The following is a 19,778-nucleotide window of genomic DNA, read 5'->3' as shown; positions in this document are numbered from 1 at the left end:
CTCCGGCTCGCTCGCGTCTACCCGGCCCAGCGCCACACGCAAGGAGCGTTCCGTCAGGCCGTCCGCCCCGGCGTGTGGGCGAACCGCCGCGGACCGGGCGCATTAGCCCCGGGGGGCAGCGTGAGGAACCGGCATGGCCCACACCGCGAACGCCGACATGCAGGCCTGCATCGAGGCTTGCCTGCTATGCTATCAGACCTGCCTCGGCATGATGACGAACCCGTGCGTCGAGGCCGGCGGCCCCCATGTCGAGCCGGAGCATGTCCGGCTGATGCTCTCCTGCGCCGAGACCTGCCGGGCCTGCGCGCACCTCATGGTGATCGGCAGCGCGGTGCACCGCCACCAGTGCCGGGCCTGCGCCGAGATCTGCGCGGCCTGCGCGGCCTCCTGCGAGGCGGTGGGCGACATGGACGATTGCGTGCGGGCGTGCCGGACCTGCGCGGAGACCTGCCGGCGCATGGCCGCCTGAGGGTCCTCCGGCGGGGCGGGAACGCCCCGTCGCGCCCTGGTCCGATCCCGCATGCGGTCGTTGTTCCGCCGAGTACGGGGTGACGACGGGCCTTCGGGCGGGTTAGAGGTTCCCGCCTGATGGAGCGCCTGCTGATCATCCTGGCTATAGTGGCCTTCGTCGTCGCGGGACTTGCGGTCGCCGCCATGACGGCCCGGGGCCGGCGCGAACCCCTGCGCATGGGCTCCGAACTCGACGTCGAGGACGAGGAGCTGGTGATCGGCTCGGTCGGCCCGCGCATCAGCCCGATCGACCGCGCGGCGCAGGATCTCGACCCGCGCGTTCCGGACTCCCACCTGCTCGACCCACGCGTACTCGATTTGGAAGCGATCGAATTGCAACCGATCAGAGCCCTCGATAGGACCGGCCGGATCGAGCCGCCGCGGCGCGATCAGCCGGAGGCGGACCGATGAGGCTGTATCCTGGGGCGGCCGGTCTGCTGCTCGCCTTCCTGCCGGCCGGACTGTCGGCGCCCCATGCCGCGCCGGGCCCGCCGCCGCCGCAGGCGACGACCCCCGCCCAGGCTCCGGCACCCGCCCAGGCTCCGGCACCCGCGCCGAAGCCGCCCGCTCCGGCCGAGCCGGCGCCGGCACCCGATCCCACCGCCGCCGCCCCGCCGGTCGAGCAGCCCTGCGGGGCCCGAGCGGCGCGCTACGAGGGCGGCAAGGGGTTCAAGATGGTCGTGACCCGGGCCGGGCAGGTGCGGACCACGAACCCGCTCCGGCCGCTGACCCCGGAGGTGAACGAGGTCCTGCAGGTCGTGATCGCCGGCAAGGTCGCCACCGCGTACGGGCCCGATTTCGCCACGCTGCGGCGCGGCACGGCGCCGGCCACCATCGAGGCGATGCTCGGCGGGCCGATCCGCTGGCAGCCGTCCCTGCCGATCCTGGCGGACCCGATCACCATCGTGGCCGAGGAGGGCTCGACCCTGGCGCAGCTCGCGTTCCGTGCCTGCGAGGATCCCCCCGCCGTCAAGGCCGCGCCGAAGCCCCAGGCCAGGAAGAAGGCCCCCGTCCGGCGCGCGGCGCCGAAGGAGGCCACCCAGAAGGCGCCCCCGGGCTTCTCCATGCCCCAGGGCGCGATCGCCGAGTGAGCGATTACTTCTGCTTGGCGATGACCTTGTCCTTGATCCCGTCGTAGACGCTCTGCGGGATGATCTTCTTGGAGACGAGGTCGTCCTTGCCGCGATAGGGCCGGCCCTTGATGATCGCGGCGGAGCGGGCGGCGCCGATGCCCGGGAGGGCGTCGAGGTCGGCGGCGCTGGCGCTGTTGAGGTCGAGCAGCGCGCCCTTGGCGGCGTTCGGCGGCCCGGCGACCGGCGCGCTCGGCGCGGTCGGCCTGGCGGGGGCGGTCGGCGTCGCGGGGCTCGATGTCTGCGGAGCCTGCGCGAGGGCTGGCGCCGCCATCAGGCTCGAGAGCAGGGCGAGGACGGCAAACGTCGTTTTGGAGGAAGCCATGGCGGATCTCCCGAGGGGTACGACCCGCAGCGCGGCGCCGTCCGCCAGATCTGGGCCCGGCGACTTGAACCCGGGCTTAACGGTTGTGTCGCCGCACCCCTAGCCACGGGCTGGCGCCGACGCTATAAGCGCGCCCTCATCCGTATCCCGCGGTGTGCGAGGCGATCCTCGATCGAGGAGCCGCTCGCGCGCCGCTTTGCCCGCGGCATCACGAAGGACTTCTGCCATGGCCGTTCCGAAGCGAAAGACCTCCCCCTCCCGTCGCGGCATGCGCCGCTCGGCCGACGCCCTCAAGGCGCCGACCTACGTCGAGGACAAGGACTCGGGCGAGCTGCGCCGTCCGCACCACATCGACCTCAAGACCGGCATGTACCGCGGCCGCCAGGTGCTGAAGGTGAAGTCCGTCGAGGCGTAAGCGTCTCGACCGGTCCGATCCTTCATCGGTCCGACCAACAGCCTCGTCTCCGGGATGCGCTCGCGAAGCGGGCGCCTCACCGTACGGGGCGGGGGCTGGAATGGGCGTCAGGCTCACCGCCCGCGCCCGGTCCCTGCGCGCTTAGGGAAGCGACCTCGGCCAGCGGGTGTCCTTCGAACGTGGCGCAGCGTCGGGTCGCCTCGCTGCGCTCGCGATGACGGCGCGGGCGAGAACAGAAACTTACGCGAGCCGCCGAGCGGTCTCTGCGTAACGGGCCGCGGCCGCCTTCGTGCGTTCCAGCCGCGACGGCCGGAGGGTCGGGTCGCTGGCGATCAGTAGCTGAGCCACGAACCCCGAACAGGCACTGCCGCTACCGAATCGGTCCGGCATCAGGATCGTGGCGCGCGCCTCGCGCCGTCCCCCATCGACCACCACCAGTGCCCGAGCCGGCGAGACGGCGTCCGTCGTCGCCCCGGCCGCAGCACCCGCGGATTGCGCGGGCCTGCTCGTCCAGTTTGCACCGGCCCGGCCTACTGTCCCGATCCGCGCCATCGCAACATCCCCTGCACGTCACCGTGCGCATGTTGCAAACGTGGGGCCGGCGTTAATGGTCCGTCAACTTGTCAAAAACGCTTAGGACCGGCCGGAGTGATTGGTTTTGGCACGGCCAAGATTACTTCTTGGCCAGGTCCTCGAGGCGCTGCTGCATCTCCAGCATCTGCCGCTTGAGGTCGTCGAGCTCGCCGCCGGCATAGGCCCCCTGGGCCCCCTGGGCACCTTGCGCGGCCCCCTGCGGCGCCTGGGGCTGAGCCCCGCCGGCGGGCGGCGTGAAACCGGTGAACATCTTCATGGCGTCGCCGAAGAAGTTCATGTTGGTGCGCACCGACTGCTCGATCGCGTTCTGGAACGCGGCCGGGCCGAAGCTGTGGGCGAATTTCTCGCGCAGGCCGTCCTGGTCCTTGGCGAAGTTCGCCATCGAGAATTCCAGGAAGCTCGGCACCATCGTGCGCATGCTGTCGCCGTAGAAGCGGATCAGCTGGCGCAGGAACGCCACCGGCAGCAGGTTCTCGGCGCCGGCCTTGTTCTCCTGCTCGAAGATGATCTGCGTCAGCACCGACCGGGTGATGTCGTCGCCCGCGCGCGCATCGTAGACGACGAAGTCCTCGCCGTTCTGGACCATCGTGGAGAGGTCCTCCAACGTCACGTAGGTCGAGGTGCCGGTGTGATACAGGCGCCGGTTCGCGTATTTCTTGATGACGGTCTGGGTGGCCTTGACGGTATCCGCCATCGGGAACGGCCTTTCTGAACTCAGGACTCAGGGCGTCGCAGGCACGCGCGACGCGTCCCGGCGGGGATCGTCTTCGCGCCCGCAGCACGGACCTTAAAGCCTTCCACAGGCGCAGAAAACAGCAAACTGCACCTCTTCAACGCAGAATAATGCCGGGTGCGGGCCTTCGCACAGGCCATTTCAGTCTCGCAGGCGCGTCATCGGGGCGTTTTGACCCTCGAAGCTCGATCCTTGACTTCGCCGACCTCAAGCCCTTCATCGCGGGACCGGCTTTTAGAGCGCGCCCGAACTGAGGAAGGCGCGCCGGCTTGTAAGAGGAGAACGTTCACATGGCAGGCAGCGAAGAGATCGTCATCGTCGGGGCCGCGCGCACCGCGGTCGGCTCGTTCGGCGGCGCCTTCGGGGCTGTCCCGGCCCACGAGCTCGGCGCAACCGCGATCAAGGCCGCCCTGGAGCGCGCCAAGGTCTCCCCCGACGACGTGGACGAAGTGATCTTCGGCCAGGTGCTCACGGCCGGCGCCGGCCAGAACCCCGCCCGGCAGGCCGCGATCAAGGCCGGCATCCCCGAGAAGGCCACCGCCTGGGGCCTCAACCAGGTCTGCGGCTCGGGCCTGCGCACCGTCGCCATCGGCATGCAGCAGATCGCCAACGGCGACGCCACCGTGATCGTGGCCGGTGGCCAGGAATCGATGTCGCTCTCGCCCCACGCCCAGTACCTGCGCGGCGGCCAGAAGATGGGCGACCTCAAGCTCATCGACACGATGATCAAGGACGGGCTCTGGGACGCCTTCAACGGCTACCACATGGGCCAGACCGCCGAGAACGTCGCCCAGGCGTTCCAGCTCACCCGCGAGCAGCAGGACCAGTTCGCGACCCGCTCGCAGAACAAGGCTGAGGCCGCCCGCAAGGAGGGCCGGTTCAAGGACGAGATCGTCCCGGTGACGATCCCCGGCAAGAAGGGCGACACGATCGTCGACACCGACGAGTACATCCGTGACGGCGCCACCGTGGAAGCGATGGCCAAGCTCAAGCCCGCCTTCGCCAAGGAGGGCACGGTGACGGCCGCCAACGCGTCCGGCTTGAACGACGGCGCCGCCGCGCTGGTGCTGATGTCGGCCTCCGAGGCGGAGCGGCGCGGGCTGACGCCGCTCGCCAAGATCAAGTCCTGGGCGACCGCGGGCGTCGATCCCAAGGTGATGGGCACCGGCCCGATCCCGGCCTCCCGCAAGGCCCTGGAGAAGGCCGGCTGGAAGCCCTCCGACCTCGACCTGATCGAGGCCAACGAGGCCTTCGCGGCTCAGGCGCTCGCGGTGAACAAGGACATGGGCTGGGACGATTCGAAGGTGAACGTCAACGGCGGCGCCATCGCCATCGGTCACCCGATCGGCGCCTCCGGTGCCCGCGTCCTCGTCACCCTGCTGCACGAGATGAAGCGGCGCGACGCCAAGAAGGGCCTCGCCACCCTGTGCATCGGCGGCGGCATGGGCGTCGCCATGTGCCTCGAGCGGCCGTGACCGGCTCGTTACGACCGGCTGTCCACCAATATAGACTTGAGTCCTAACTCAGAAAAAATCGCGTGCGGACGCCATCCGCACGCGGCATCACGTGATGCGAACAGGAGGAAACAACAATGTCTCAAGGACGCGTCGCGCTCGTGACGGGCGGTACCCGCGGTATCGGTGCCGCGATCTCGAAGGGCCTGCAGGCCAAGGGCTACAAGGTCGCCGCCAATTACGCCGGCAACGATGAGGCGGCCCAGGCCTTCAAGGCCGAGACCGGCATCCCGGTCTTCAAGTTCGACGTCGGCGACTACGAGAGCTGCCAGGCCGGCATCGCGGCGGTCGAGGCCGAGCTCGGCCCGGTCGAGGTTCTGGTCAACAATGCCGGCATCACCCGCGACGGCGCCTTCCACAAGATGGATTTCGCCAAGTGGCAGGCGGTCATCAAGACCAACCTGGACTCGGTGTTCACCTGCACCCGGCCGGTGATCGAGGGCATGCGCAGCCGGGGCTTCGGCCGGATCATCATCATCTCGTCGATCAACGGCCAGAAGGGCCAGGCCGGCCAGACCAACTACTCGGCCGCCAAGGCCGGCGTGATCGGCTTCGCCAAGGCGCTCGCCCAGGAAAGCGCCTCCAAGGGCATCACCGTCAACGTGATCGCGCCGGGCTACATCGCCACCGACATGGTGATGGCGGTGCCGGAGGAGATCCGCAACAAGATCATCGCGACGATCCCGACCGGCCGCCTCGGCAAGTCGGAAGAGATCGCCCACGCGGTGGAATACCTGGCGAGCGACGAGGCCGGCTTCATCAACGGCTCGACGCTCACCGTGAACGGCGGCCAGCACTTCGTCTGATTTTTTTCGATACGACGGGCGTGTCCGGCTCTGCCGGGCCGCCACATCGATCTCCGACGCCGCGCCGCCCTGCCGGGCCGCGCGGCGTTTCTTTGTGTTCGTGCTTCCGGTCAGATCTCATCTTCGATCGGCGACACACGGCCGGCAGGATAAGCCGCCTTGTCATTCCGGGGCGCCGCAGGCGAGCCCGGAACTCAGAGCCGCCGCCGGTGCAAGGTCGTCATGGACCTGAGTTTCTGGATTCCGGGCTCCGCTTCGCGGTCCCGGAATGACCGGGTGGCTGCTCGTAAGACGCTCGGACTTCAGAGCGATCACAGCACGTATGATCTGCACAAACACCGGTTTGAACTGATCCTCGCAGGATCTTTGTCAAACGCGCGCCGGTGGGCGGAACGAAATCCACGCGATCCTCACGGATTTCTTTTCACACCGTAGATCCCATCAGACTGCGCGTGGATCTGTGCATTGCGGGGTCGGACGCGCGGAATCGCACAGGTGCTCCGGAACACGAACAATTCGAGCTGTCCCGGATAGGTGTCGTTTCGGCCCGGCGTGGTTGTTCGCGCCAGCAAGAACGAAGGCCCCGATACGATGAACACCCCATTCACCAAGCGCGATGCCGGTGAAACTCTTGCCGCCGACCGGACGGTCGATGCACGCGGCGTCGCGATGCTGGCCAAGCTCGGTCTCGCCGCGGCCTGCGCCCTCGGCCTCGCCGCCTGCGTCACCCCGCAGGAACGGCACGCGATGGATCAGGGCCAGTGCTACGAATTCGGCTTCGAGCCCGGCACCGATGCGTTTGCCCAGTGCACGATGGACCTGCACCAGCAGCGCGCGCTGACCCAGGCCAACCGGGACCTGTACTGGCAGTCCCAGTTCGCCGCGCAGACCCGCCGGCGGGAGGCGCAGCAGGATCTCTACAAGCAGATCAGCCTGCAGCGCAGCGGCGACCCGCGCTTTCCCGTCTGCGGCGCCGCCTCGGACGGCGGCATGGACCGCCGGACCATGACCTGGTTCGGCCCGAACTGCCGCGCCCGCTGATCCCGATCCGGAGAGACTCCCATGTCCGATGTCACCACCTCGCCCGATGTCACCACCCTGCCCGACGTCACCACCCGCGGCCCGCAGAAGCCGGGCCGGATCATCTTCATCGCCACCGCCCTGGTCGGCACCGCGACCGGATTCATCACCGGCGACATCGTGCTGTTCATCCTGGCTCTTTTCGGCTGCGCGTCCGTGCTCAGCGTGAGCTACGCGCTGGTCGCCCGCCGCCTCGGTTGGCAGCCGGTGAAGTTCGGCGAGCTGTTCGACATGGTTTTGCTGCTGGCACACCCCTGACCGGCTTCCCTTCGCGGGCTACGCGAAGGGAAGCCGGAACGGCCGGCTCACTTCTCCGAAGTCTGGCCGGTCACGCCCCCCTTAGCTTCGCTGAATCGACGCTCCCGAGACCGCCATGACGCTCGCCCTGATCCTCGCCAGCCTCCTCCTGGTCAACGTTCTGATGGCCGGCCTGTTCTCCCTGGTCGCCCTCTGGGCCGATTGAGCGGCGGTGCTCGCCGCCGAAGCGGATACCGGTCCGGCGTCAGCAAGCGCGTCGAATCAAGGGCTTAGCCCCGTTCCCGACGGACCCGCGCTCCGGACCGGTCAAGGCGCGCCGACGCAATTGGCGTAGAACGTCGTGGTCGCCGGCCAGTCCGAGAACACCCCGAGCACGCCAACCTGCCCGTGCAGCACGTCCAGCAACCGCAGGATGTCGCCATCGCCGGTCACCACAGGTTTTACCGACTGGTAGTAGTAGCCGCCGCCCTCCTTGAGCGGGCCCGACCGCTCCAGCGACCAAGCGATCAGGCCGAGACCGGCCTTCTTGGCCTCCCTTGCATAGGTCGAGGGCTCGATAGCGCCCTCAGGCCCGGGACGCACCAGCATCCACAGGGGCGGCGCCAGGATTTTCACGCCCTTGGCGGAGAGTTCGGCCATGCCGGGCTTCCAGGTCTCAGGCTTCTCCGGGTCGAAGCCCTTGGTGGTCTCGTCCCGGTCGTCGAGGAAGATCGCCTGGCGGCCGAAATCCGGATCCTTTTCCAGCCAATACAGGATGTCCCGCAGCTGGAAGCTCTGCGGATAGACATCGGAGGCCGGTATTCCGGCTTGCTTGTACTCGTCGATCAGCTGCTGGGCGTATTGGTCCTGGGTGTAGTTGCCCTCGAACGGCATCGCGACCTGGGGCGCCTTCAGCTCCGGCGTGAACTTGCGCCCCATCCCCTTCACCAGGGCGATGTACTCCTTGTGGGACATCAGCGTGCCGGTGGTGGCGTAGAGGTCGGTGCGCCAGCGCGGCGTGGCATTCATGTAGCCGGCCAGCGTTGTCGCCTCCGGGTCGGCCGCGTCCATCTTGCCGTTGAGCGACTTGAACTCGTCGAGGGTCAGGTCGCTGGTGCAGCACTTGGCCGAGGCCTTGCGGCCCGTGGCCGCGTCGGCCGGTTCGAAACCCTTCGTGCACTTCGCCGCAAGGTTCGGCCGGGCCAGGATGTCCGTGGTCGTGTGCAGGTCGCACTGGCTGTGCCGACAGACCAGCTGGCGGTCCTTGGTGAAGGCGACGTCGCACTCGATGATCCCGGCCCCCATCCGGTAGGCCGCAAGCAGCCCCTCGCGGGTATGCTCCGGGAACATCAGGGGCGCCCCCCGGTGCGAGATCGAGAAGGTTCGCGGCGTGTAGGGCCGGTCGACGCCGCAACCGGCCAGGTGATCCTTGAGCGGCCCGGGCTTCAGTTGGTCGACGAGGTAGAATGGACGCGGCCCGAGCTGCACCCCCTCGCCGGCGTATGCCGACCCACCCGCCAGCAGCAGCCCGAGGACGGCTAGGATCGTGCGCATCGACAGTTCTCCCGGTTCCTGCTGCCCGTAAGACCGGACGGTGACAGAGCCGTGACCCCGTCTCGCCAACTCACGATTTCGCATGGTAGCTGCGATCCATGAGCCGAACAGCGTCATCCGCGACCCGCGACATATCGCGCTCCACCGCCACCCTCGCGGGCTTCGGGGCGATCCTGCTGTGGTCGCTGCTCGCCTTGTTTACCGCGGCCTCCGGGAGGGTGCCGCCGTTCCAGCTCGCCGCCATGACCTTCTGGATCGGCGGCCTGTGCGGCTGCGCCGCCTGGATCCGTCGTCCCGCCAGGGCCCGCGCTCTGCTCCAGCCCTGGCCGGTCTGGCTGCTCGGAGTCGGCGGGCTGTTCGGCTATCACGCCCTCTATTTCAGCGCCCTGCGCTTGGCGCCGCCGGCCGAGGCCGGGCTCATCAACTACCTCTGGCCGCTGCTGATTGTCCTGTTCTCCGCTCGGCTGCCGGGCTCTGGCGGCTTGCGCGCCGGACATCTCGCCGGGGCGGTGCTCGGTCTGGCCGGCGTCGCCGCCCTGTTCCTCGGACGGGGCAACCTCGATTTCGCCGCGGGCGCGCTGCCCGGCTACACCGCCTCCCTGGCGGCGGCCTTCGTGTGGGCCGGCTACTCGGTGCTGTCGGCCCGGGTCGGCCAGGTGCCGACCGACGCGGTCGCGGGCTTCTGCCTCGTCACGGCGGCGCTGAGCCTGGCCTGTCATCTCGCCTTCGAGACCACGGTCTGGCCGGCGGACGCGACGCAATGGGGGGCGGTGCTGCTTCTCGGGATCGGGCCGGTGGGGGCCGCCTTCTATCTCTGGGACATCGGCTGCAAGCGGGGCGACGTCCGCCTGCTCGGCGTTACGGCCTACGCGGCGCCGGTGCTGTCGACACTGATCCTCGTGGCGACCGGTTACGCCAGCCCGGGCCCGGCCCTGGCGCTGGCCTGCCTGCTGATCGTAGCCGGCGCGCTGACGGCGGTGCGGGCATCCCGGGCTGCCCCGAGGGCGGTCTGATCTCCACGCTTGGTGGCCGCTGATGGAGCCGTCACGATCCTGGGCGGCGCGGCGCCTTGCACGGCGCCGCCCGGGCCATACCTGTTGGTGGCGGGGGGCACCCGCCGGCCGAAGGTCTCGAGGGCCATGCTCAGCACCGATACAGACATCCTCGCCGCCGCCGCATCCTGGCGGCGGGACGGGCGCGCCGTGGCACTCGCCACCGTGATCGAGACCTGGGGCTCGGCGCCGCGACCCGTCGGGAGCCACCTCGTGGTCGATGGAGACGGCAGTTTCCTTGGCTCCGTCTCGGGCGGCTGCGTCGAGGGATCCGTAATTACCGAGGCGATCGAGGTGATCGAGGCCGGAACGCCGCGCATCCTCGAATTCGGCGTCGCTGACGAGACCGCATGGCGGGCCGGGCTGTCCTGCGGTGGCCGGATCCGGGTGTTCGTCGAGCGGGTCGACTAATGCGCACCGAGATTCTGGACAGCCTCAACGCCGAGCGCGCCGCGCGCCGGGCCGCGATCCTGGTCACCGATCTGGCCGACGGGACGCAGCGCCTCGTTCGCGAGGACGAAATAGCCGCTGATCCGTCGGCGGAGGGTCTGCGCCGGCATATGGCCTCGGGCAAGAGCGGCTTGGTCGAGATCGACGGCCGGCAGGTTTTCTTGACCGTGCAGGTGCCTCCGGTTCGTCTCGTGGTGATCGGCGCCGTCCACATCTCGCAAGCGATGGCGCCCATGGCCGCCGGCCTCGACCTCGCCCTCACCGTGATCGACCCGCGTACCGCCTTCGCGAGCGCGGAGCGCTTTCCGGGTGTCGACCTCGTGGCCGAGTGGCCCGATGCCGCCCTTGGGGGCCGCGTGGCACCCCTCGATCGCTACTGCGCGCTCGCGGCGCTGACCCACGATCCCAAGATCGACGATCCGGCTCTGAAGGCGGCCCTGTCCGCCGGGTGCTTCTATGTCGGGGCGCTGGGTTCACGTAAGACTCATGCAGCCCGCGCCGCACGGCTCGCGGAGGCCGGTTTCTCATCCGAGCAGATCGGCCAGATTCGGGCGCCGATCGGGCTTGCCATTGGGGCGGTGAGCCCGGCTGAGATTGCGCTGGCGGTCCTGGCCGAGGTCGTCGCGACGCTCCGCCAGGTCCCGCGTCCGGAGGCCGCGTGAGGTTCGGCCCCGTGCCGGTCACCGAGGCTGCCGGCTTGATCAGCGCCCATACCGTGCGGCGCGACGGCGTCACCCTGCGCAAGGGCGCGGTGATCCTCGAGGAGGCGGCTGCCAGCTTGGCCCGGGCGGGCCTCTCGGAGATCGTCGCTGCCGCCCTCGAACCCGATGACGTCGGCGAGGACGCGGCCGCAGCCCGGCTCGCCGCGCATCTGCGCGGGCCGAACCTGCGCGCGGAGGCCCCCTTCACCGGCCGTTGCAACCTGTTCGCCGAAACCGCTGGGGTCCTGACCCTGGCGCCGGCCTGGATCGACGCGGTCAACGCCGTCGACGAGGCGGTGACGGTGGCGACCTTGCCGCCGTTCAAGCCGGTGGTCGAGGGCGAGATGGTCGCCACCGTGAAGATCATTCCGTACGCCGTACCGGGTGCGGTCCTCGCGCGGGCCTGCGCGGCCGAGACCGGCGGAGCGCTGGCGGTGGCACCCTACCGCCGCCGGCGTGTGGGCGTGGTCTCGACCCGCCTGCCGAGCCTCAAGGAGACCACCATCGATCGGACGCTCCGCGTCCTGGCCGAGCGCCTCGCACCGGCCGGCGCCGCGATCGTCTTCGAGAATCGCGTGGCGCACACGGCCGGGGCCGTGGCGGGGGCGCTGATCGAGGCGATCGACGGCGCGAGCGCGGATCTGGTGGTCGTGTTCGGAGCCTCGGCCATCGCCGACCGGCGCGACGTGATCCCGGCCGGTATCGCGGCGGCGGGGGGAGTGGTGGAGCATCTGGGCATGCCGGTCGATCCTGGGAACCTGCTCCTGGTCGGCAGCCGGGCTGGCGTGCCGGTAGTCGGGGCGCCGGGCTGTGCCCGCTCGCCCAAGGAGAACGGCTTCGACTGGATTTTGCACCGGCTGCTGGCGGACCTGCCCGTGACGCGGGCCGACATCGTCGCCCTGGGGGTGGGCGGCCTGCTGATGGAGATCGTCTCGCGGCCTCAGCCTCGGGCCGGCGGCGAGCCGGCTGATGCCGATGTCTGAGATCGGCACCGTCCTGCTGGCGGCGGGCCTTGGAACCCGGTTCGGCCCGGAGCCCAAGATGTTGGCGCTGCTCGACGGCCGCCCGCTGGTCCGCCACGCGGCCGAGGCCGCCCTGGCGGCCGGTCCGCGCCCGGTGGTGGTGGTACTCGGCGCCCATGCCGACGCCGTGCGGAGGGCGCTCTCCGGGCTCGATGTGGTGCTGGTCGAGAACCCGGATTTCCACGCCGGGCTGGCGACGTCGCTGCGTGCGGGCGTGGCGGCGCTCCCGCGCAACTGCGAAGCAGCCGTCATCGTGCTCGGCGATATGCCGCGGATCTTCGCGGATCACATCGACCGATTGGCCGCAGCCTTCGAAGAGTCTTCGCGTTCTGTGGCGGCCGTCGTCCCTGTTCTGGACAGCCTTCGCGGAAACCCGGTGCTGCTCAATCTGCGCCGTCTGACCGCCGACATCGGCCAGCTCACCGGCGACCGTGGCGCCGGACCGCTGCTCCGGGACCGCTCCGACATCCTGGAGATCCCGGGCGATGCGGGGACCGCGCTCGATATCGACACCCCGGCCGCGCTGCGGGCCGCCGAGGACGCCTGACGCTCAGCGCCCGGTCGCGCTCGGGGCGCGTCCGGCCTTGGCGTCGCTCCGGCAGCGGTCGGAGCAGTAGCGCACCTCGTCCCAGACCCGTTCCCACTTCTTGCGCCAGGCGAAGGGGCGGCCGCATTGGGCGCACACCTTCTCCGGGAGGTCGCCCTTGCGGCGCATCCGCGGCATCGTTCCGACCCCTGTTACCGTGCATGATCCGGGGCGGAACAGGGCTGGGCCCGGTCCGTTCCGTCTTCACGACATCGAACACGTTGAACGAGGTGGGAGCGCGCCATGCTGAAAGTCACCTATATCGACTTCCACGATCGCTCGACGGATCGGCCCCTGAGCGGCTGGTACATCACCGATGCCAACGGCGCGATGATCGGCGACGCCCACCGCTACGATGACCAAGCCAGCGGGTTGCGCGCGCTCAGCGCCCTGAGCGTGTGATGCGACGCGGGCTTGCCCGGGTGTCCAGCACCTTGGCGAGCCCGAGCATCACCGCCAGTCCGGTGAGGTTGACCGCCAACTGGAGTGGCCACGCCGTGTCGAAGGTGCGGTAGAGGATCCGCCCGATCAGGGCCGCCAGGCAGCCGGCGGCGAAGATCTCCAGGGAATGTCGGCCGCAGGCATCGATCAGCCGCAGCCGGTGCCAACCGGAGAGGCGCCGGACGGCCGGGGCGCTGAAGATCAGGTAGGTCAGCGCGAGGATGTGCAGCAGGCGCAGCGGCGCGACATGGCCCTTGTCCGGCGGGCCGATCGGCAGCACCCGGAGATCCGGCAGGCCCCAGTCCGTCCAGGAGCCGCCCTGCAGCAGCCCGAACGCCAGGTAGGCGAAGGCGAGGGCGGCCGCCCAGTTGCGCCAGGGGAGCAAGCCGTTCCCGGCCCGGACCGCCATCGCCAGGACGGCTCCGATCACGAACAGGAACTGCCAGGCGAACGGGTTGAAGTACCAGCCGTCGTCCACCGCGGCGGCGTTTGGCAGGTTCAGGTGGGAATCGACGTTGGCGGCCAGCCATAGCGTCCCCGAGAGCGCCAGCACCCCCCAGACCCCGCGTTGCAACCCGAAATAGATGGCCGGGAACAGGGCCAGCAGCAGGATGTAGAGCGGCAGGATGTCGAGGTAGTTCGGCAGCGCGTTGAGGACGAGGCCGCGCAGGAGGCCGGGCAGCAGCCCCATCTGCAGCAGCGGCGCGACGCCGAAGCGTGGCGTCAGCCCGGTGAGATCCATCCAGATGCGGACGATGATCAGCGTGGCGAGCAGCAGTCCGGCCTGGAACAGGTAGATCCGCAGGCAGCGCCGGGCGATGCGCGCCAGGGTCGGCCACGTCCCGGCCCGGCCGAACAGGCCGCCATAGGCCACCATCGACGCGTAGCCCGCCAGCAGTACGAAGATCTCGGCCGCATCCGAGAAGCCGAAATTGTGCAAGGTATAGAGCGCCGGCGCGTTGCGCGGGATGTGGTCGATGAAGATCGTCAGGAGCGCGAAGCCGCGCAGCACGTCGACCCGGGCGTCCCGGACGGGCTTCTTCGGAGCTGGCCCGGGCACCAGCGCCGGGTCCGACGCGGGTGCCATGCCGCTGATGGGCGCTCGCTCAAGGTCGTCGAGGCTCTTCACGCAGCCATCACCGGGACGCTCTTTCGCCAGGGTCGGCGCGGGACGTGCACCGCAATGCAATATAACTGACCCAAACACCAATGCCGCGACGGATCGCGCCGATCACGCGCCTTTGTTCCGGACCGCCCGGCGTTCGGCCTCCGGCCGATCGGGACCGCGCGCTGGGCGCCGTTTTTCGAGGTGATGCGGCGCGTGGCTGCCCGACATCGGCAACGCTGAAGCCGGGCTGATCCGGATTGGCGTCGCATCGCGCCCGCGCACATCGCCGACGATCGCTGTTATAGAGGCGCCGGATCGATCCCGGTGGGTGCCGGGGAAGGGCAGGGTTCATGCGCGTCCTCGTCACCGGAGCCGGCGATTTCCTCGGCCGCCGCCTGCTCGAGGCGTTGCGGCAGGGGCTTCCCCCAGGCAGCCACATCCTGGGCATTGACCGTCGCCCGCTTCCGCCCCTCGACGGCGTCGCCGGCCTGGATGTCGACCCGTTCGATGCCGACAGGCTCGCGGCGGCGGTGGCGGCGTTCGAGCCGACCTTCGTGTTCCACCTGGCCGCCCTGGCGTCGGTCGCCCGGTCGAGCGAGACGCCGGCCTATGCCTGGCGGGCGGACCTGCTGGGCAGCCTCAATCTCGCCGAAGCCGTGGCGCGGACCCGGGCGACCCTGATCTTCCTGAGCTCGACGGTGGTGTACGGGGAGGCGTTCCGCGACCGGCCCCGGCCGGACGAATCCGTGACGCCCCGGCCCGACACGATCTCGGGCCGCACCAAGAGCGCCTGCGAGTACATTCTGCGCGACGTGCTGGCCAATGCCGGCGTGCGGCACCTCGTGCTGCGGCCCTCGAACTACATCGGCCCCGGCCAGAGCGAGACCTTCGTGGCCGCCTCCTTCGCGGGACAGATCGCGCGGATCGAGCGCGGCCTCGCCCCCCCGATCCTGGAGGCCGGGGACCTCGCCGCGGCGCGCGACTTCCTCGACGTGTCGGACGTGACCTCGGCCTGCCTGCGCGCCCTGGACCGGGCCGACGACCTGCCCGACGGCGGCACCTTCAACGTCGGCACCGGGATCGTCACGCCGGTCTCGGCGATCCTCGACCTGTTCCGCGACCTGAGCGAGGCGGCGTTCACCGTGCAGGTCGCGCCCGACCGGACCCGGCCGACGTGCGCCCGCAGCCAGGGCTGCGATCCCTCGGCCTTCACGGCGGCCACGGGCTGGCAGCCCGCGATCCCCCTGGCACAGAGCCTTCAGGCGATGCTGGATGCGGCGCGGGGGCGCCTGGGATGAGGGGGCCTCTCGGCGTGAGAGGGCGAGCCGCCTGATCCGGCGCACGCGGAAGACGACGCGACGCTTCTCGAGAGGGTCGCCAGATCAAACTTCTGCCGCACGGGCTACAGGGTTCACGCATCGGTCATCGAAAGGCGCGACGCGCGCTCATCCCATTCGGCGACGGGTTGCGCAGGTGGGACTCATCATCTTTTCAACGGGCGGACAGCTCGGTTTTGGACGTCAAGCCGCGACTGGATCGATGCGGCCAAGCGCCGTCATCCCGGGGCCGCGAAGCGGAGCCCGGGAACCAGAGACGCCGATGTGTCAAGCTCTTGCGCCGAAAGCGGCTCTGGGTTCCGGGCTCGCCTGCGGCGCCCCGGAACGACCGCCTCGGTCGTCGCGTAGGGGGGATCAACCTTCGGAAGATGGATCGTCCAGCCCGTGTAACCCGTAGTCCCGGGGGGGAGGAGAAACACAGCATTCCCCTCAACCGCGAACCGGCACCAATCTTCCAAGACCCGCCGCAGCGCCGGTCGCGAGCGAAGAGCCCGGTCGCGGCCCTGCCTATCGGGACGAGGGCCTGGGATCGGCCCAAATGGTTCCGGCCCGAAGGCCGGGACCGGAACCTATCGCGAAAACTTCTTGTACTTGATCTTCTTCGGCATCAGCGAATCAGCCCCGAGCCGGCGCATCTTGTCGGTCTCGTAGTCGGAGAAGTTGCCCTCGAACCATTCCACGTGGCTGTCGCCTTCGAAGGCGAGGATGTGCGTGGCGATGCGGTTCAGGAACCAGCGATCGTGGCTGATGATCACCGCGCAGCCGGCATAATCCTCCAGCGCATCCTCTAGGGCGCGCAGGGTCTCCATGTCGAGGTCGTTGGTCGGCTCGTCGAGCAGCAGCACGTTGGCGCCGCCCTTCAGGGTCCGGGCGAGGTGGACGCGGTTGCGCTCTCCGCCCGAGAGGGTGCCGACCTTCTTCTGCTGGTCGCCGCCCTTGAACGCGAAGGCCGCGCAATAGGCGCGGGAATTGATCTCGCGCTTGTTGAAATAGATGATGTCGTTGCCGCCCGAAACTTCCTGCCAGACCGTGGCGCTCGGATCGAGGGCGTCGCGCGACTGATCGACGTAGCCGAGCTTCACCGTCTCGCCGACCGCGATCTTGCCGCCGTCCGGCGTCTCCTGGCCGGTGATCATCTTGAACAGGGTGGTCTTGCCGGCGCCGTTCGGCCCGATCACCCCGACGATGCCGCCGGGCGGCAACTTGAACGACAGGTCTTCGATCAGCAGGCGGTCGCCGAACGCCTTGTTGAGGTGCTCGAACTCGATGACGTTGTTGCCCAGCCGCTCGTCGATCGGGATGACGATCTGCGCGGCGGCGTCGACCTTGTTGTTCTGCTTGGCGACCAGCTCCTCGTAGCGGGTGATGCGGGCCTTCGACTTCGACTGCCGGGCTTTGGGCGAGGCGGCGATCCACTCCTGCTCGCGCGTGATCGAGCGCTGGCGGGCCATGTCCTCGCGGCCCTCCTGCTGGAGGCGCTTCTGCTTCTGCACCAGCCAGGCCGAGTAGTTGCCCTCGTACGGGTAGCCCCGGCCGCGATCGAGCTCGAGGATCCAGCTGGTGACGTTGTCGAGGAAGTAGCGATCGTGGGTCACGATCAGGATCGCGCCCGGATAGGTCTTCAGGTGGCCTTCGAGCCAGTTCACGGTCTCGGCGTCGAGGTGGTTGGTCGGCTCGTCGAGCAGGAGCAGCTCCGGCTCCCACAGCAGCAGCTTGCACAGGGCCACGCGACGGCGCTCGCCGCCCGACAGGGTCGCGACCGGCTGCTCGTCGCTCGGGCAACCCAGGGCCTCCATGGCCTGATCGACCTTGGAATCCAGCTCCCAGAGGTTGGCCGCCTCGATCTTGTCCTGGAGCGCCGTCATCTCGTCGGCGGTCTCCTCGGAATAGTTCATGGCGAGTTCGTTGTAGCGGTCGAGCAGCGCCTGCTTCTCGGCCACGCCCTCCATGATGTTCTGGCGGACCGACTTGTTCGGGTCGAGCTGCGGCTCCTGCGGCAGGTAGCCGACCCGGGCGCCCTGGGCGACAAAGCCCTCGCCGGTCCACTCCGTGTCGATGCCGGCCATGATCTTGAGCAGGGTCGACTTGCCCGAGCCGTTGATGCCGAGCACGCCGATCTTGGCGTCCGGGTAGAACGACAGGTTGACGTCCTCCAGGACTTTCTTGCCGCCCAGGTAGGACTTCGTGAGTCCCCGCATGTGGTAGATGAATTCGCGAGCCATCGCGGATCGTCCTCGGCGCGTTGTTCGGGGCTGCGCGGTGCGTGCCAGCGGCACGGGTCAGGTCCGGGGCCTTGGACCCGTCCTGTACGCGCGTTCCCCACGATATAAGAATGTCGCCGACCGAGTATCAGGCCCGCCCGGTACCGGCAAGGACGCCGGGCGGGCCGACCGCGGCTCAGGCGAAGGGATTGGCCACGGATTTTGGCACCGCGTCCGGCGCCTCGGCCACCACGTCCGGCAGGTCGCCGGCCTCCAAGGCCTTCACGATGGCGTCGAGGGTGGCCTGGAGCAGGCGCGCCTGCGCCAGGCCGGCCTTGTCCCTGGTGAGGTCGAGGGCGCCGTGAAGGGCGATTCGGTCGGTCCCGTTCTCGAAGCTCAGGGCGCCGATGGTGCGGACCGACGCGTCGTCGGCGAAGGGCTCGAAGGCACCCGCCTTGGGTTTCCGGCGGCTCGGCTTGTCCTCTGGCATGGTCCCTCTCAGAAGATCGATCGCAGCAGGTCGCGCAGGACCTTGCGCGCGGCGCGGTGAAGCTCGTGGCCGAGCCAGTCCTGCCAGCCCTGCTCGGGCCGGGGGCGGTGCCCCTCCGAGCGCGCCCCGGCACGGGGGTCCGGCAGGGTCATCGCGCTGGCTCGGGCGGCGGGCGGCAGGGCCGGGAACACATCGATCCCGGCCTCGCGGGTGAGGTCGTCGATCGAGACGGCGCGCCAGTCCCGGGCGGCGTCGTTGCGGGCGAGATAGGCGCCGGCCTCGCCGCTGGCCGGGTCGTAGAGCGCCTTGAACAGCTGGGTGGGCACCAGCACCCCGCCCTTGATCTGCTGGACCGCGGCCCCGGAGAAGATCACCCCGGTGACGACGAAGAGCGCCCCGCGCCGGCTCGCCAGCCGCCGGGTGCCCTCCTCGATGTCGGCCCAGAGCCCGCGGTTGAGCGCCCGGTCCTGTGGCACGATGTTGGCCAGGCTGAACGATTCGGCCTGGGCGGTCACGGTGGGCATGTCGCCCGCCGGGGCGAGGTGGCCGCGGTCGAAGCCGCTGCGGACGTAATCCTCCAGCGATGCGCGCTCGGCATCCGGCAGCCGCGCCTCCTCGTGGAACGCGTCGTCGCGGGCGACCGCGCGGGCGTCGGCGACGCTGGCCCGGGTGAGGTGCTCGGCGGAATAGAGCGGCGTGCGCGTCACCCCCGAATGCAGGACTGCGAAGGCCTCGAAGCAGAGTGGCACCGTGCGGGCGGCGAGCTTTGCGTTCGTCAGGACCGGCGCGAGCCCGCCGGCGAACAGGGCCGGGCAGGTCTCCTGGGATCGGGCCGGCGCCGACAGGGCGAGGACGGCCAGCGCGGCGGCACACCCCCCCCGGGGCAGCGCTACCAGCATACCCGCACCCGCCGGGGACCCTCCGGGGTCGGACGGTCGCGCCACGCGCAGGGGCGGCCGAGGCTCCCCGTGAAGGGCCGGGCGTCGCGGTCCGGACCGCCGGGCTGGACCCGCGGCGGGCAGGCGCCCAGGAAGTTGCACGGGAAATCGAGGTTGCCGTCCGGCGGTCGAGGACTGGCGTAAGCTTGGCCGGCAAAAGCTTGGCCGGCGGGGGTAATCGCCAGCATGAGCAGAATGATGCACAGACGAGCCGGGCTCAAGAGCGGACCTCATGTGGCGGTAAGGGCACGTGACTGGAAAAAACGCCGGTCGGACATTGATCGCGCCGCCGATCGTTCGTACGTGGCACTATCATGACAGCGACGGTCGGGTCGGTTCTAGCATGAACGCGTGCCCACCGGGTGCTGGCGTCGTGACGGCGAGACCCCTTTTTCGGAAGCCCGCGTGACGGGGCCGTTACCACACTCGAACGAGCGGATGCTTCCCTTGGCGATATCCTCTGACCACGCGGCGTTGCTCGACCGTATCCCGGAGCCTGCGGCGCTCCGGCAGCTTCCCGAATCCGAGTTGCAGGCGGTGGCGGACGCGGTGCG

At 69.6% G+C, this 19,778-nt stretch carries 23 protein-coding genes; 15 read left to right on the top strand and 8 right to left on the bottom strand.

All coding sequences use genetic code 11. The features are described 5' to 3' along the window. Positions 1 to 133 precede the first annotated feature (133 nt). The 3 genes from AC0IY0_RS02880 to AC0IY0_RS02870 all read left to right on the top strand — a co-directional run bounded on the left by AC0IY0_RS02880 (position 134) and on the right by AC0IY0_RS02870 (position 1,601). On the top strand, positions 134 to 469 hold the full coding sequence (locus AC0IY0_RS02880; protein WP_471763036.1) for a four-helix bundle copper-binding protein: 336 nt from the start codon (positions 134 to 136) through the stop codon (positions 467 to 469). Positions 470 to 588: 119 nt separating this feature from the next. Further along, positions 589 to 921: a hypothetical protein gene (locus AC0IY0_RS02875; RefSeq protein WP_147909726.1), complete on the top strand. Its 333-nt coding sequence runs from the start codon at positions 589 to 591 to the stop codon at positions 919 to 921. Beyond that, positions 918 to 1,601 (top strand): hypothetical protein, encoded by a 684-nt coding sequence (locus AC0IY0_RS02870; RefSeq protein WP_471763035.1) that lies wholly within the window; start codon positions 918 to 920, stop codon positions 1,599 to 1,601. Before AC0IY0_RS02875 ends, AC0IY0_RS02870 begins: the two co-directional genes overlap by 4 nt. Positions 1,602 to 1,605: 4 nt before the next feature. On the opposite strand, the gene AC0IY0_RS02865 is transcribed toward AC0IY0_RS02870, so the two are convergent. Next, positions 1,606 to 1,965: a ComEA family DNA-binding protein gene (locus AC0IY0_RS02865; RefSeq protein WP_147910023.1), complete on the bottom strand. Its 360-nt coding sequence runs from the start codon at positions 1,963 to 1,965 to the stop codon at positions 1,606 to 1,608. Between the two features lie 226 nt (positions 1,966 to 2,191). On the opposite strand from AC0IY0_RS02865, the gene rpmF reads away from it, so the two are divergent. Next, complete coding sequence (rpmF, locus tag AC0IY0_RS02860) at positions 2,192 to 2,380, top strand: 50S ribosomal protein L32 (RefSeq protein ID WP_147910024.1); 189 nt, start codon at positions 2,192 to 2,194, stop codon at positions 2,378 to 2,380. Between the two features lie 673 nt (positions 2,381 to 3,053). Here the strand turns inward: rpmF and phaR are convergent. Next, complete coding sequence (gene phaR, locus AC0IY0_RS02855; protein WP_147938899.1) at positions 3,054 to 3,668, bottom strand: polyhydroxyalkanoate synthesis repressor PhaR; 615 nt, start codon at positions 3,666 to 3,668, stop codon at positions 3,054 to 3,056. A 329-nt stretch (positions 3,669 to 3,997) separates the two neighbouring features. Here phaR and AC0IY0_RS02850 point away from each other — a divergent pair, with 329 nt between their 5' ends. The 4 genes from AC0IY0_RS02850 (at position 3,998) to AC0IY0_RS02835 (ending at position 7,365) form a co-directional block, all read left to right on the top strand. After that, positions 3,998 to 5,182 carry an acetyl-CoA C-acetyltransferase gene (locus AC0IY0_RS02850; protein WP_147854948.1) on the top strand — a complete coding sequence of 395 codons (1,185 nt, stop codon included), beginning with the start codon at positions 3,998 to 4,000 and terminating at the stop codon, positions 5,180 to 5,182. 116 nt (positions 5,183 to 5,298) lie between these two features. Beyond that, positions 5,299 to 6,027 (top strand): acetoacetyl-CoA reductase, encoded by a 729-nt coding sequence (gene phbB, locus AC0IY0_RS02845; protein WP_147910027.1) that lies wholly within the window; start codon positions 5,299 to 5,301, stop codon positions 6,025 to 6,027. Between the two features lie 591 nt (positions 6,028 to 6,618). Further along, positions 6,619 to 7,068: a hypothetical protein gene (locus AC0IY0_RS02840; protein ID WP_147898180.1), complete on the top strand. Its 450-nt coding sequence runs from the start codon at positions 6,619 to 6,621 to the stop codon at positions 7,066 to 7,068. A 21-nt stretch (positions 7,069 to 7,089) separates the two neighbouring features. Further along, entirely contained in the window at positions 7,090 to 7,365 is a 276-nt protein-coding gene (locus AC0IY0_RS02835; RefSeq protein ID WP_471763034.1) for a hypothetical protein, read from the top strand. A 306-nt stretch (positions 7,366 to 7,671) separates the two neighbouring features. Here AC0IY0_RS02835 and AC0IY0_RS02830 read toward each other — a convergent pair whose 3' ends face one another. Further along, the gene (locus AC0IY0_RS02830; protein ID WP_147938897.1) at positions 7,672 to 8,898 is read right to left on the bottom strand and encodes a glycerophosphodiester phosphodiesterase family protein; all 1,227 of its coding nucleotides are present in this window, start codon (positions 8,896 to 8,898) and stop codon (positions 7,672 to 7,674) included. Between the two features lie 98 nt (positions 8,899 to 8,996). Between AC0IY0_RS02830 and yddG the strand changes: the two genes are divergently transcribed. The 5 genes from yddG to AC0IY0_RS02805 all read left to right on the top strand — a co-directional run bounded on the left by yddG (position 8,997) and on the right by AC0IY0_RS02805 (position 12,670). Next, positions 8,997 to 9,911 (top strand): aromatic amino acid exporter YddG, encoded by a 915-nt coding sequence (gene yddG, locus AC0IY0_RS02825; protein ID WP_471763033.1) that lies wholly within the window; start codon positions 8,997 to 8,999, stop codon positions 9,909 to 9,911. A 126-nt stretch (positions 9,912 to 10,037) separates the two neighbouring features. Then, the gene (locus AC0IY0_RS02820) at positions 10,038 to 10,361 is read left to right on the top strand and encodes an XdhC family protein (RefSeq protein WP_147938896.1); all 324 of its coding nucleotides are present in this window, start codon (positions 10,038 to 10,040) and stop codon (positions 10,359 to 10,361) included. Next, positions 10,361 to 11,062, top strand: a complete 702-nt coding sequence (locus AC0IY0_RS02815) for an XdhC family protein (protein ID WP_471763032.1) — start codon at positions 10,361 to 10,363, stop codon at positions 11,060 to 11,062. The genes AC0IY0_RS02820 and AC0IY0_RS02815 overlap by 1 nt, the downstream gene beginning before the upstream one ends. Then, positions 11,059 to 12,084 carry a molybdopterin-binding protein gene (locus AC0IY0_RS02810; protein ID WP_471763031.1) on the top strand — a complete coding sequence of 342 codons (1,026 nt, stop codon included), beginning with the start codon at positions 11,059 to 11,061 and terminating at the stop codon, positions 12,082 to 12,084. Before AC0IY0_RS02815 ends, AC0IY0_RS02810 begins: the two co-directional genes overlap by 4 nt. After that, entirely contained in the window at positions 12,077 to 12,670 is a 594-nt protein-coding gene (locus AC0IY0_RS02805; protein ID WP_471763218.1) for a nucleotidyltransferase family protein, read from the top strand. The genes AC0IY0_RS02810 and AC0IY0_RS02805 overlap by 8 nt, the downstream gene beginning before the upstream one ends. A gap of 3 nt (positions 12,671 to 12,673) precedes the next feature. Here AC0IY0_RS02805 and AC0IY0_RS02800 read toward each other — a convergent pair whose 3' ends face one another. Beyond that, positions 12,674 to 12,847, bottom strand: coding sequence for a DUF2256 domain-containing protein (locus AC0IY0_RS02800; RefSeq protein ID WP_187193536.1), 174 nt, complete (start codon positions 12,845 to 12,847; stop codon positions 12,674 to 12,676). Between the two features lie 105 nt (positions 12,848 to 12,952). Between AC0IY0_RS02800 and AC0IY0_RS02795 the strand changes: the two genes are divergently transcribed. Next, positions 12,953 to 13,111, top strand: coding sequence for a hypothetical protein (locus AC0IY0_RS02795; protein WP_187278133.1), 159 nt, complete (start codon positions 12,953 to 12,955; stop codon positions 13,109 to 13,111). On the opposite strand, the gene AC0IY0_RS02790 is transcribed toward AC0IY0_RS02795, so the two are convergent. Then, positions 13,092 to 14,279, bottom strand: a complete 1,188-nt coding sequence (locus AC0IY0_RS02790; protein ID WP_471763030.1) for an OpgC family protein — start codon at positions 14,277 to 14,279, stop codon at positions 13,092 to 13,094. The genes AC0IY0_RS02795 and AC0IY0_RS02790 overlap by 20 nt on opposite strands. A 329-nt stretch (positions 14,280 to 14,608) precedes the next feature. Between AC0IY0_RS02790 and AC0IY0_RS02785 the strand changes: the two genes are divergently transcribed. After that, positions 14,609 to 15,556 carry an NAD-dependent epimerase/dehydratase family protein gene (locus tag AC0IY0_RS02785; RefSeq protein ID WP_147910034.1) on the top strand — a complete coding sequence of 316 codons (948 nt, stop codon included), beginning with the start codon at positions 14,609 to 14,611 and terminating at the stop codon, positions 15,554 to 15,556. Between the two features lie 608 nt (positions 15,557 to 16,164). Here AC0IY0_RS02785 and ettA read toward each other — a convergent pair. The 3 genes from ettA to AC0IY0_RS02770 all read right to left on the bottom strand — a co-directional run bounded on the left by ettA (position 16,165) and on the right by AC0IY0_RS02770 (position 19,185). Then, positions 16,165 to 17,817 (bottom strand): energy-dependent translational throttle protein EttA, encoded by a 1,653-nt coding sequence (ettA, locus tag AC0IY0_RS02780; protein WP_147910035.1) that lies wholly within the window; start codon positions 17,815 to 17,817, stop codon positions 16,165 to 16,167. Between the two features lie 175 nt (positions 17,818 to 17,992). After that, positions 17,993 to 18,286, bottom strand: a complete 294-nt coding sequence (locus AC0IY0_RS02775) for a hypothetical protein (protein WP_471763029.1) — start codon at positions 18,284 to 18,286, stop codon at positions 17,993 to 17,995. An 8-nt stretch (positions 18,287 to 18,294) separates the two neighbouring features. Beyond that, positions 18,295 to 19,185 (bottom strand): DNA/RNA non-specific endonuclease, encoded by an 891-nt coding sequence (locus tag AC0IY0_RS02770; protein WP_471763027.1) that lies wholly within the window; start codon positions 19,183 to 19,185, stop codon positions 18,295 to 18,297. Between the last annotated feature and the right edge of the window lie 593 nt (positions 19,186 to 19,778).

Source organism: Methylobacterium sp. AC315, assembly GCF_979253755.1.
The sequence above is the reverse complement of the archived record's forward strand: the minus strand, read 5'-3'. Positions and strand labels throughout refer to the sequence as shown.

Bases quoted from the DNA above. Each gene is read 5' to 3' on its own strand.
- AC0IY0_RS02880 (WP_471763036.1), top strand. From the start codon at position 134: ATGGCCCACACCGCGAACGCCGACATGCAGGCCTGCATCGAGGCTTGC.
- AC0IY0_RS02875 (WP_147909726.1), top strand. From the start codon at position 589: ATGGAGCGCCTGCTGATCATCCTGGCTATAGTGGCCTTCGTCGTCGCG.
- AC0IY0_RS02870 (WP_471763035.1), top strand. From the start codon at position 918: ATGAGGCTGTATCCTGGGGCGGCCGGTCTGCTGCTCGCCTTCCTGCCG.
- AC0IY0_RS02865 (WP_147910023.1), bottom strand. From the start codon at position 1,965: ATGGCTTCCTCCAAAACGACGTTTGCCGTCCTCGCCCTGCTCTCGAGC.
- rpmF (WP_147910024.1), top strand. From the start codon at position 2,192: ATGGCCGTTCCGAAGCGAAAGACCTCCCCCTCCCGTCGCGGCATGCGC.
- phaR (WP_147938899.1), bottom strand. From the start codon at position 3,668: ATGGCGGATACCGTCAAGGCCACCCAGACCGTCATCAAGAAATACGCG.
- AC0IY0_RS02850 (WP_147854948.1), top strand. From the start codon at position 3,998: ATGGCAGGCAGCGAAGAGATCGTCATCGTCGGGGCCGCGCGCACCGCG.
- phbB (WP_147910027.1), top strand. From the start codon at position 5,299: ATGTCTCAAGGACGCGTCGCGCTCGTGACGGGCGGTACCCGCGGTATC.
- AC0IY0_RS02840 (WP_147898180.1), top strand. From the start codon at position 6,619: ATGAACACCCCATTCACCAAGCGCGATGCCGGTGAAACTCTTGCCGCC.
- AC0IY0_RS02835 (WP_471763034.1), top strand. From the start codon at position 7,090: ATGTCCGATGTCACCACCTCGCCCGATGTCACCACCCTGCCCGACGTC.
- AC0IY0_RS02830 (WP_147938897.1), bottom strand. From the start codon at position 8,898: ATGCGCACGATCCTAGCCGTCCTCGGGCTGCTGCTGGCGGGTGGGTCG.
- yddG (WP_471763033.1), top strand. From the start codon at position 8,997: ATGAGCCGAACAGCGTCATCCGCGACCCGCGACATATCGCGCTCCACC.
- AC0IY0_RS02820 (WP_147938896.1), top strand. From the start codon at position 10,038: ATGCTCAGCACCGATACAGACATCCTCGCCGCCGCCGCATCCTGGCGG.
- AC0IY0_RS02815 (WP_471763032.1), top strand. From the start codon at position 10,361: ATGCGCACCGAGATTCTGGACAGCCTCAACGCCGAGCGCGCCGCGCGC.
- AC0IY0_RS02805 (WP_471763218.1), top strand. From the start codon at position 12,077: ATGTCTGAGATCGGCACCGTCCTGCTGGCGGCGGGCCTTGGAACCCGG.
- AC0IY0_RS02800 (WP_187193536.1), bottom strand. From the start codon at position 12,847: ATGCCGCGGATGCGCCGCAAGGGCGACCTCCCGGAGAAGGTGTGCGCC.
- AC0IY0_RS02795 (WP_187278133.1), top strand. From the start codon at position 12,953: ATGCTGAAAGTCACCTATATCGACTTCCACGATCGCTCGACGGATCGG.
- AC0IY0_RS02785 (WP_147910034.1), top strand. From the start codon at position 14,609: ATGCGCGTCCTCGTCACCGGAGCCGGCGATTTCCTCGGCCGCCGCCTG.
- ettA (WP_147910035.1), bottom strand. From the start codon at position 17,817: ATGGCTCGCGAATTCATCTACCACATGCGGGGACTCACGAAGTCCTAC.
- AC0IY0_RS02775 (WP_471763029.1), bottom strand. From the start codon at position 18,286: ATGCCAGAGGACAAGCCGAGCCGCCGGAAACCCAAGGCGGGTGCCTTC.
- AC0IY0_RS02770 (WP_471763027.1), bottom strand. From the start codon at position 19,185: ATGCTGGTAGCGCTGCCCCGGGGGGGGTGTGCCGCCGCGCTGGCCGTC.